This window comes from Stakelama portus, from assembly GCF_003171655.1.
GTDB lineage: Bacteria > Pseudomonadota > Alphaproteobacteria > Sphingomonadales > Sphingomonadaceae > Sphingomonas > Sphingomonas portus.
Genome location: NZ_QFZL01000012.1, coordinates 1 through 9,851, shown reverse-complemented (window position 1 = coordinate 9,851; position 9,851 = coordinate 1). Strand labels below are relative to the sequence as shown.

At 64.5% G+C, this 9,851-nt stretch carries 11 protein-coding genes; 4 read left to right on the top strand and 7 right to left on the bottom strand.

Annotated elements, in window-relative coordinates; translation table 11 throughout:
• The first annotated feature begins 376 nt into the window (after positions 1-376).
• Together DKB74_RS18425 and DKB74_RS18420 are read left to right on the top strand one after the other, a co-directional pair.
• Positions 377-1,126: an NUDIX hydrolase gene (locus DKB74_RS18425; protein WP_109809665.1), complete on the top strand. Its 750-nt coding sequence runs from the start codon at positions 377-379 to the stop codon at positions 1,124-1,126.
• Positions 1,123-1,848 carry an extensin-like domain-containing protein gene (locus DKB74_RS18420; protein ID WP_420822425.1) on the top strand — a complete coding sequence of 242 codons (726 nt, stop codon included), beginning with the start codon at positions 1,123-1,125 and terminating at the stop codon, positions 1,846-1,848. Before DKB74_RS18425 ends, DKB74_RS18420 begins: the two co-directional genes overlap by 4 nt.
• A 63-nt stretch (positions 1,849-1,911) precedes the next feature.
• Here DKB74_RS18420 and DKB74_RS18415 read toward each other — a convergent pair whose 3' ends face one another.
• Complete coding sequence (locus tag DKB74_RS18415) at positions 1,912-2,463, bottom strand: hypothetical protein (RefSeq protein ID WP_109809663.1); 552 nt, start codon at positions 2,461-2,463, stop codon at positions 1,912-1,914.
• Between the two features lie 375 nt (positions 2,464-2,838).
• Between DKB74_RS18415 and DKB74_RS18410 the strand changes: the two genes are divergently transcribed.
• Complete coding sequence (locus DKB74_RS18410; RefSeq protein WP_109809662.1) at positions 2,839-3,375, top strand: CHAP domain-containing protein; 537 nt, start codon at positions 2,839-2,841, stop codon at positions 3,373-3,375.
• A gap of 47 nt (positions 3,376-3,422) precedes the next feature.
• Here DKB74_RS18410 and msrB read toward each other — a convergent pair whose 3' ends face one another.
• The 4 genes from msrB to DKB74_RS18390 form a co-directional block, all read right to left on the bottom strand.
• On the bottom strand, positions 3,423-3,920 hold the full coding sequence (msrB, locus tag DKB74_RS18405; RefSeq protein ID WP_193504511.1) for a peptide-methionine (R)-S-oxide reductase MsrB: 498 nt from the start codon (positions 3,918-3,920) through the stop codon (positions 3,423-3,425).
• A gap of 77 nt (positions 3,921-3,997) precedes the next feature.
• Positions 3,998-5,221, bottom strand: coding sequence for a cytochrome P450 (locus tag DKB74_RS18400; protein ID WP_109809661.1), 1,224 nt, complete (start codon positions 5,219-5,221; stop codon positions 3,998-4,000).
• Between the two features lie 65 nt (positions 5,222-5,286).
• Positions 5,287-6,537, bottom strand: coding sequence for an ABC transporter permease (locus DKB74_RS18395; RefSeq protein WP_193504513.1), 1,251 nt, complete (start codon positions 6,535-6,537; stop codon positions 5,287-5,289).
• Positions 6,538-6,539: 2 nt separating this feature from the next.
• Positions 6,540-7,457, bottom strand: coding sequence for an ABC transporter ATP-binding protein (locus DKB74_RS18390; protein WP_109809659.1), 918 nt, complete (start codon positions 7,455-7,457; stop codon positions 6,540-6,542).
• 41 nt (positions 7,458-7,498) lie between these two features.
• Between DKB74_RS18390 and queG the strand changes: the two genes are divergently transcribed.
• Positions 7,499-8,629: a tRNA epoxyqueuosine(34) reductase QueG gene (gene queG, locus DKB74_RS18385; RefSeq protein WP_205007903.1), complete on the top strand. Its 1,131-nt coding sequence runs from the start codon at positions 7,499-7,501 to the stop codon at positions 8,627-8,629.
• Here the strand turns inward: queG and DKB74_RS18380 are convergent.
• Positions 8,615-8,989, bottom strand: coding sequence for a hypothetical protein (locus tag DKB74_RS18380; RefSeq protein ID WP_109809657.1), 375 nt, complete (start codon positions 8,987-8,989; stop codon positions 8,615-8,617). The two genes, queG and DKB74_RS18380, sit on opposite strands and share 15 nt — an antisense overlap.
• A complete protein-coding gene (locus tag DKB74_RS18375; RefSeq protein ID WP_109809656.1) occupies positions 8,986-9,723 on the bottom strand; it encodes an EI24 domain-containing protein in 738 nt (245 codons plus the stop codon). Before DKB74_RS18375 ends, DKB74_RS18380 begins: the two co-directional genes overlap by 4 nt.
• Positions 9,724-9,851: the final 128 nt, after the last annotated feature.

Here is a 9,851-nt window from a genome sequence, read left to right as displayed (position 1 = left end):
GCCCGCCTCGGCTTCCTTCAAAATGCCGATGATCTGCTCTTCCGAAAACTGCTTCCGCTTCATCCGTCCGTCCCTTCGTCGGGTCGGACTCTAGCTCCAACTGGAGGAAAAAGCGGGGGTCACGTCACGGGCAGACCCATACAATATTCGCCGCTCATGCTGGCAAGACCGATCGGGGCCACCAGCCCTCCGGACACGGGCCAGGCGGAAAACTCTATACCTGAGCGGTCCAAGAAGCACAGCGTCGATGAGTGCGTCCTTTGCGCCCGCTGCCGAAACATGGGCGCGGACTGTGGTGCTGTCGATCGGTCCGGTGCACATCATTTTCAGCCATCCCATGGTTCAGCTTCGCACGCAAAGCGCGTAGGGCGGGGGGATGAAGCCTGTCCGGATTGTTCCTGCCGCTACCCTGGTACTAATGCGCGAGCGCGTTGCGGGGCCGCCTGAACTGCTGATGGTCGAGCGTGCGGCCGCAATGTCGTTTGCCGGTGGTGCGCTGGTGTTTCCCGGCGGACGAATCGATCCGGGCGATCATGCTCTGGCCGCGGCGCTTGGCAGTGCGTCCGATGAAAGCGCGGCGCGGATCGCTGCAATTCGCGAGACGGTGGAGGAAGCCGGCGTTCCGATCGGCATGCGAATCGCGGCGGACGCCGTGCCCGAGCTGCGGACCGCGCTTCATGCCGGCATGCCCTTTGCCGAGGCGCTCAGGATTGCCGATGCGGCGATCGATCTCGATGCCCTGGTGCCGTTCGCCCGCTGGTGCCCCGATCACAGCGAACGCGTTTTCGATACGCGCTTCTTCCTGGCGCGCGCCGATGCCGGTCTTCCCGATCCCGATCCCGACGGCAGCGAAAGCACGCGTGCCTTCTGGCGCTCGGCGCGCGATATCCTCGACGCCGCCGATGCGGGCCGCCATTCGGTGATCTTTCCCACGCGGCGCAATCTTGAGCGGCTCGCGCCCTTTTCCCGGTTCGAAGAGGCGGCGGCGCATGCCCGCAGCTATCCCGCGCGCACGATTACGCCCTGGATCGAATTGCGCGGCGGATGCGATCACCTCTGCATTCCCGACGACCTGGGCTATCCGATCACATCCGAGCGGCTCGACCTGGCGCATCGCGCATCGTGACTCGCGCGATCCGATGGCTGACGCGCATACTGGTGGTGGCGATCGCGATCGGCGCGGTGTTTCTGGCGATCGTCTGGCTGCGCGGACGGCCACAGGATCTGCCCTGGACCAGAGTCGATCTGGACGAGCCGATCGGCCTGTTCACCGGTCGCAAACTGGCCGCGTTGACCGACGATTTCGCACAATGCCGCGCGCTGCTCGACCACGCGGGTGTCGCCTATCGTCCCGCCGATCCGGTGTCGCGGACGGACGTGCCGCAATGCGGCTTCAGCGACGGCATTGTGTTGACCGATGGCGCGGCATTGGCGCCTGCGGGTCTGACGCTGTCGTGCCCGGTCGCGGCGGCGCTGATCAAATGGGAGTGGGACATCGTTCAGCCCGCCGCACGCCGCCATTTCGGCAGCCGCGTTGCCACCATCACGCATTTCGGCAGCTATAGCTGCCGGCGGCTTTATGGGCGCGAAAGCGGGGGATGGAGCGAGCATGCGACTGCCGATGCCGTCGATATCTCGGGTTTCCGGCTGGCGGACGGCACGACTATTTCCGTGCTGAAGGACTGGCCGGGCGGGGGCGCGAAGGCGGCGTTCCTGCGCGAGGTGCGCGACGGCGCGTGCAAGCTGTATGCGACGGTCCTGTCGCCCGATTACAATGCGCAGCACGCCGACCATTTCCATATGGATCAGGCATCGCGCGGCGCTTCAGGCTGGCGCGCGTGCCGCTGACGCGGCTTGTGCGCAGGGCCTGAAACGAAACGGCCCTCCGGACGGGGAGGGCCGTTTGATCGGTTAGTTGGGAAGCGCCCTTGCGTCGACCTTTTCCACCCATTGGGGGAAGAAGCTCGGTTGCCGGTTCGACCAGCCCGATGCCGTCGCCGCGGCCTCGCTGATCGACTGGAGCAGCTTGCGCCGCAGATCGGGGTGAAGATGCGGCAGCGCCGCCGCCGAACAGAATGCCGCCGGCAGCCAGGGGCGAACCTCTGCGCCGACCAGCCGCTCGTACAGGAAGCGATAGGCGGAAAAGTTCGTCAGACGGCCCTGTCCCAGATCGAATGCAGAAACGGTGACCAGCGGCGCCATGAACGGTTCGACCTGATCGAGGCCGCTGTCATCGGGCACCATCGCGCGGATTTCATGAAGGCGTTCGTACATACGGGCCTGGGCGCGGATGCTGGCCGCTTCGACCACGTCGCGCGACCAGCGCGCCATCGCGTCGTCGCGTTCCAGGCCGATGTCCAGCGACCGGCGGATATAGCGCTGCGTCGAAGCGCTGAACCCTGCGAATTCCTTAATTTCTGCCAGCGTCATTGCACCTTCGGCCGGCTTTGATCGTGCGCCCATGATTATACTCCCGCCCGCTCTTCAGTCCTTTCGAACCCATCATGCGCCACTTTGGTTAACGTGACGCTTAATCACTCGTCGTCCCTTGTTCACTATAGGAACGAATCAGCTGCTGCATTGCAACATCCGTGCGACGAACGGAGTTCCCAGGATCGAAAATTCCGCAGTCAGCGGCATTTTTGCGCCGGAAAGCAGGGCGTTTCGCGGTTGCGAGGCACGAGATCGGGAATTTCCCGGATACGGATTGCTGCGGGGTTCCGACCGTCCAACGCCGTTAAACAACCATTCATCGGAAAAGCCCGCCGCAGGGCTGGGCGAGCCGCCTACAATCGGTCTAGCAACGCTTCAACGGTTTAACGGGGTCGTGGGGACCAGATGAAAATTCGCGGACTTGCAGCGCGTTTTGCGCTGATGGCAGCGTGTTGCCTGATGACGGTGGTGCCGGCCCAGGCCAAATTCTGGCAGTGCGTGACCTTCGCACGCTCGATCTCCGGCATCGAAATCTATGGCAACGCCCGCACCTGGTGGGATCAGGCCGCCGGTCGCTACGATCGCGGCGAAATGCCTCAGGTCGGATCGGTCATGTCCTTCCGTCCCATCGCCCGCATGCCGCTCGGCCATGTCGCGATGGTTTCCGAAATCGTCAGCGATCGCGAAGTGCTGCTGACTCATGCCAACTGGTCGCATCCGGGTCAGGTCGAACGCAATGTGCGCGCGGTCGATGTTTCGCCGAACAATGACTGGAGCCAGGTGCGCGTCTGGTATGCGCCGATCGGTGCGCTGGGCGGCACCACCTATCCGATCAACGGCTTCATCTATCCCGACACGCCGGATGCGCCGCAATGGCCCGATCTGTTCGCAGGCACCGAAGGCGAGAGCCTGTTGTCGCTGGCGCTGACCGCCGCTGGCTGAACGCCGCGCATCGCGATTTATCGTGATGGCCCGTCCGGACCAGATGTTCAGGCCGGGCTGAATTTCAGCGCCACACCGTTCATGCAATACCGTTTGCCGGTGGGGCGCGGCCCGTCATTGAAGACATGGCCCAGATGCCCGCCGCAACGGCGGCAAAGCACTTCGGTCCGGAACATTCCCAGACTGCGATCGCCGCGCGTAATCACGGCATTGTCCAGCGGTTGCCAGAAGCTTGGCCAGCCGGTGCCGCTGTCGAATTTCGTCCGCGATGAAAATAGCGGAAGCGCGCATCCGGCGCATTGAAAGGTGCCGGCCCGCTCCTCGTGCAGCAACGGGCTGGTGAACGGGCGTTCGGTGCCCGCTTCGCGCAGGATATGAAATTGCGCCGGAGTAAGGCGACGGCGCCATTCGGCTTGCGAATAGCGGACTTCGAAATCCTGCTCCGCCTCGCGGCTTTCGCCCGGTGAACAGCCGATCGTCAGTACTGCCGCGCCGACACCCGCGCTCGCCAGGAACGCGCGGCGGCTTTGCAGGGAAGGGGCCATGGCGGATCTGCTTTCGTAATTGCCGGTACGTCCGTTGGTTCGCTCCGGCATCGCGCCGGGTTACAGCCGAGAGCGATTCAATAGCGCGACAGTTCCACCGTCATGCTGCGATAGCCATGGACGAAACAGGCCGGAACGCGATCGGGCTCTGCCAGCACATTGGGGCGCAGCCGCCGTTTCGCCATTTCCTCCATCAGCACGCCGACCTGTAATTCGGCCAGCCGCGCCCCGACACAGCGGTGAATGCCATGACCAAAGGCAAGGTGCCGCCGCGCATTGGGACGGTCGACGATAATGCGGTCGCCATTCTCGAACAGCGTCTCGTCGCGATTGGCGGAGAGATACCAGAGCACCAGCTTGTCGCCTTCGCGAATCTGCTGGCCATGAAGCTCGGCATCGCGCGTCGCGGTGCGGCGCATATGTGCGAGCGGCGTCTGCCAGCGGATGATTTCCTGCGCGGCATTGGGGATCAGCGCCGGATCGGCCTCCAGCTTGGCGCGCTCTTCGGGAAACTGCTCCAGTCCCCAGGCATAGGCGCTCATCGAATTGCGGGTCGTGTCGTTTCCGCCGACGATCAGCAGGACGAGATTGCCCAGAAATTCATGCTCGTCCATTTCGGCCATCGCATCGGAATGCAGCATCATCGAGATCAGGTCGGGCGTCGGCGGCTGGCCCATCCGGTCGTCCCACAATTGGCGGAACGCAGCGGCGCAATCGTAAAGATGCGACAGCCGCTCCTGCTTGCGCGCCGGATCGCGCGCGATTTCGATGTCGCCCGCCCAATCGGACCAGAAGGTGAGCTTGCGCCGTTGCTCCCAGGGAAAGGCAAACAGCAACGCCAGCATCTGCGTCGTCAGTTCGATCGACACCTTGTCGACCCAGTCGAACGGCGCGCCCACCGGCAGCGTGTCGAGCAACTCGCCGGTGCGCCGGACGATATCCTCGCGCATCCGCGTCATTTCGCTGGGGGTGAAAGCAGGGGCGATGGTGCGCCGCTGGCCGGTATGTTTGGGCCGGTCCATCGCGATGAACATCGGCAGCCGCACATCGCCTTCCTGCAGATCGGCGACCGTGATGCCGCTCGCGGAGGAATAGAGGTCGGGCAGCGATTCGACTTCGACGATGGGTTTATAGGCAGAGATCGACCAATAGGGGCCAAAGTCGCTTTCGCTGCAATGATAGACCGGCGCCTGCCTGCGCAGCAGCCGGAACGGCTCCTGCCACTGGTCGTCGCGATAAAGTTCGGCGCGCGTCATATCGAGCGTGCCGGACGCCAACCGGTCCTGTGCAAGCGTCGCCATCATTGCCTCTCCTTGCTCTTTTGGCGTGAGGAGAGACCCGACTTACATTGCTGTCAACGGTGACGTTACGTAAGGGGCGACGCTTCTGTGGGGCGACTGGGCTTGCGCCGTCGCCCCTTCGGCCCGCCCGACTGGAGCACTCCGCGCCGGAACCAGCGTGCCGCGACCGTGATGATGATCGCCACCCATAGCAGCTGCCATCCCAGCGCCAGCAGATGCGGCCAGATTTCGGGCGATTGCGCCGCGCGGGCGATCATCGCCAGCGGCGAGCTGAACGGAATGATCGTCGCGATCATCGCCACCATGCTGTCGGGAGCAGATGCCGCTGCCGAGGCAAGGCCGAGCATCGCCATATTGCCGATGGTGATCGGCAGCGACATCATCTGCAGCTCGCGCTGCGTCGACGCCTGCGCGCCGATGCCGAGCAGCAGCGCGCTCATCAGCATGAACGACATCACGAAATAGGCGAAGAAGAGCAGGGGATAGGCCGGAAAGCCGACCGCCGCGCCCAGATTCTGTAAATCGCGCGCAAAGTCCGGCGGCGCGAATTCCACTGCACTGAACCCGATCGTCGCCCAGAAGGCGAGGAACAGCAAGGCGACGCCGAAAATGCCGAGCAGCTTGCCGAAAAACACCGATTCGAGCGGCACTGCGGCGGCGAGCACTTCGATCACCTTGTTCGAACGCTCTTCGGCCATCGTCCCGATCGCCTGGCTCGACAGCATCAGCGTCAGGATGAACAGGACGAACGCGCCCAGAAAGGCGATATGCCCTTGCCCGGTGACCGTCGCTTCGGTGCGGACGATCGGCTTGAGCGTCGCTTGCGTAACCGGCGCATCGCTGCCCAGACGCGCGTCGCGCAGCGCGGTATTGGCGACCTCGGTCAGATATCGTGCCGATGCGTTGCCACCGGGGCTGTACAGGATCACCGGGCTTTCGAGCGGACCGTACAGCACTGCGGTCACTTCGGCGTCGCGCTTTTGAAACTGCGCTTGTGCCTGCGCCTCGACCTTCGGTCCCGGATTCGCGATCATCAGCTCGCCCGGCCGATCATCGTCGCCCGGCGCGAACAGCGATCGCAGCCGCGCATCGGCTGCTTCCAGCGGCGCCTGCCATTCCGGGTCTGCCAGTGCGACGATGCGCAGATGCGTCGCGGCGGTCTTGTCGACCATCGTCGCGCCCACGCCGCCGATCGCGGCGAATCCGATCATCAGCAACGGTGCGAGCAGAAAGATGAGGAAGGTTGGAGTCGCGACCGCCGCGATGAAATCGCGCCGCGCGATCGTCAGTGCCTGACGCACGCCCTTGCCGAACATGCTCACGCCATATCCTCCAGCGCTTCTTCGCCGACGATGCGGACGAACGCGTCGTGCAATCCGGGGCGTTCGATCGACAGTCCCGAAATCCCGTATCCCGCGTCGATCAGCGTGACGAGCAGCGCTTCGATCCCGTTGTCCGGCACAGTGAAACGCCAGCTGCCGTTGGTCGGTGCAGCATCGGCGGGCAACAGCTTCGCGATGCTGTCATCGGCGAAACGCGGCGTATATCGTGCATGCATGGGCAGCGTGGCGCGCGCTTCGTCGGGCGTTCCTTCGAACCGCACCTTGCCCCTGGCGACGATCGCCAGCCGGTCGCACAATCGTTCGGCATGCGCCATGACATGCGTCGAAAACAGGATCGTCGCGCCGCGGTCGCGCTGGCCCAGGATCAGCTTTTCCAGCCGCTCCTGATTGACCGGGTCGAGCCCGGAAAAAGGTTCGTCGAGCACCAGCAATTCGGGTTCGTGCACCGTCGATCCCAGCAACTGGACGAATTGCGCCATGCCTTTCGAAAGCTTGCGGATCTTTTCGTCGGCCGCGTGGCCCAGCCCGGCGTCTTCCATCAGCGTTTCGGCGCGCTTGCGCCCGGTCTTCCAATCCAGCCCGCGCAATGCGCCCATGAACGCGATCGCGTCCCTGGCGCGCATATTGGGATAGAGGCCGCGTTCTTCGGGAAGATATCCGACATCGTCGCTGGCATCGCGCGGGCGGTCATGGCCCAGCAACGTTCGCTCGCCCTGATCGGGCTCGATAATGCCCAGCAACATGCGCAGCGTCGTCGTCTTGCCCGCGCCATTGGGGCCGAGCACGCCATAGATCAGCCCCTTGGGCACGGCGATTGACACGCCGTCCACGACACGCTTTCCGCCGAACTTCTTGACGAGACCCGACGCGCTGAGTGCAAGATCGCTTTGCAAACCACTCCCTCTCCCTGGCCCGCTCGTGGTAGCGGGTGGGTGTGACCAAGAACAGGCCAATCGAAGCAAGGATCCGGGAAAAGGCTGCCGAGCTGGGGTTCGCCGCCGCCGGAATCGCGCGCGCCGACGCCGCGCCGGAGGCGGGCAGGCGGCTGCGCCAATGGCTGGACGAGGGCCGGCATGGCGACATGATCTGGATGGAGGCGCGCGCGCATCAGCGCGAAAGCCCCGCCGCATTGTGGCCCGATGTCCGTTCGGTGATCGCGCTGGGGATGAGCTATGCCCCCGCAACCGATCCGCTGGCGCTTGCGCAGGCGCAGGATATCGGCCGCATCTCGGTCTATGCGCAGGGCGCCGATTATCACGACACGGTCAAAAAGGCGCTGAAGGCGCTGGCGCGCTGGCTGGTCGCCGAATTGCCCGACACCCAGCTCAAGGTGTTTGTCGACACCGCGCCGGTGATGGAAAAGCCGCTGGCGCATGCCGCCGGGCTCGGCTGGCAGGGAAAACACACCAATCTGGTCAGCCGCGACCATGGCAGCTGGCTGTTCCTCGGCGCGATCTATACCACGCTCGATCTGAATCCCGACGCGCCCGGCCGCGAAAGCTGTGGCAGCTGCACTGCCTGTCAGGTGGCGTGCCCGACCGACGCCTTTCCCGAACCCTATCGGCTCGATGCCCGGCGGTGCATTTCCTATCTCACCATCGAACATGCCGGACCGATCCCGCACGAATTTCGCGAAGCCATCGGCAACCGCATCTATGGCTGCGACGATTGCCTGGCGGTTTGCCCGTGGAACAAGTTTGCGCGGCAAAGCGCGGCGCATCGCGCCTTTCTGCCGCGCGCGGAACTGGTCGCGCCGGCGCTCGCCGACCTGCTGGCGCTCGACGATGCCGGTTTCCGCCAGGTGTTTTCGGGATCGCCGATCAAGCGGATCGGGCGCGACCGGATGGTCCGCAACTGTCTGATCGCGGCGGGCAACAGCGGCAATGCGGCGCTGATCGAATGCGTCGTCGCGCGGACCTCCGACGCGTCACCGGTGGTGCGCGGCGCGGCAATCTGGGCGCTTGGCCGGCTCGATCTCGCGCGCTGGCAGGCTATGCGCGATAGCTGCGCGGCGCAGGAGGAGGACGCCGAAGTGCGCGCCGAATGGCGCTCAGCGCCGGCGTAACGCGGCGACACAGCTCGACGGATCGATCGGGCTGCCGTCGCGCTGGCGCGTGTCCATATAGGTGACCGTCGGCGATCCCCGCCCGTTTTGCGAGGGGTAGAGATAGGTGTCGAGCACACAGGTCGCGTTGGCGAACTGAATCTTGCGCCCGCGCCCTTCGCTGATGTCGAGCGAGGGCGATCCGAATTGCGCGAACAGGCTGTTGGCGTCCTGCCCCATCACTGCGGTGGTGAGCGGCGTTCCCGCCGGGATCGGAACCTGGGGGGCAGGGCGGTTGGACGCACTGCCGACAATGCCGCCGCCTCCGCATGCCGAAACCATAAGGGCGGCCATACTCCCCGCCACGATACGCAGTTTCATTCGATACCCTTTCGATGCAGCATATGTGTTGCCATCGCCGTGCCCAGCACCGGCGCGATCAGATTGAGGCCCGGTATCAGGAACAGGCCGGTCCCGATACTGCCCAGCAGGAAGCGACGGATTACCGTGCGCGATCGCCAGCGCGGCAGCTTTTCCTTCGGCATGTGCCGCGCCGCGACCATATCGCCCAGATCGCGGCCCAGCAGCCATGCGTTGACGACAAAGAAGGCGACGGCGGTTCCGACGCCCGTGACCAGCAGGATCAGATAGATCGGCGAAAGCACCACATTGATCGCAATCGCACGAAACGCCGATCCCAGCCCCATCCATACCCCGCGCCAGAAGGGCACGTCGCGTGCCACCGCCAGCCGGTCGGGATAATGTTTCTTCTCGACCGCGATCACCACTTCATCGGCGAAAATGCCGATCACTGCGACGGCGATCACGCGAAACAACAGCCACGATGCCAGCAGGAACAGCACCAGCGACATCAGGTCCGCCAGCCCCTGATGCGCGCTTGCCGCCTGCGCCCATCCGGTCGCCCAGCCCCACAGCGTTCCGGCCTCGCCGGCAGGCGCGCCGTTCACCATCCGGAACGCCCAGCGCATCGCCCACCACAGCGCTAGGCCGGAGACGATGAAGACGATGACCGTCACCGCCAGCGATTTCAGAAAGACCCGCGCGATCGGCTTGTCGAGCAATTGTCCGAACGAAAGGAAAAAAGCCTGAAACATGCTAGGTCGTGAACCCATAAACGGCACCGCCGAGGCGCCGGAATGGCGAACATATCGGGCCAAAGTGGCCGCCGGGAGGGCTGGGCGCCCTTCCAAGGCCGCTTTGGGTCGAGATGGAAGCCATTCCG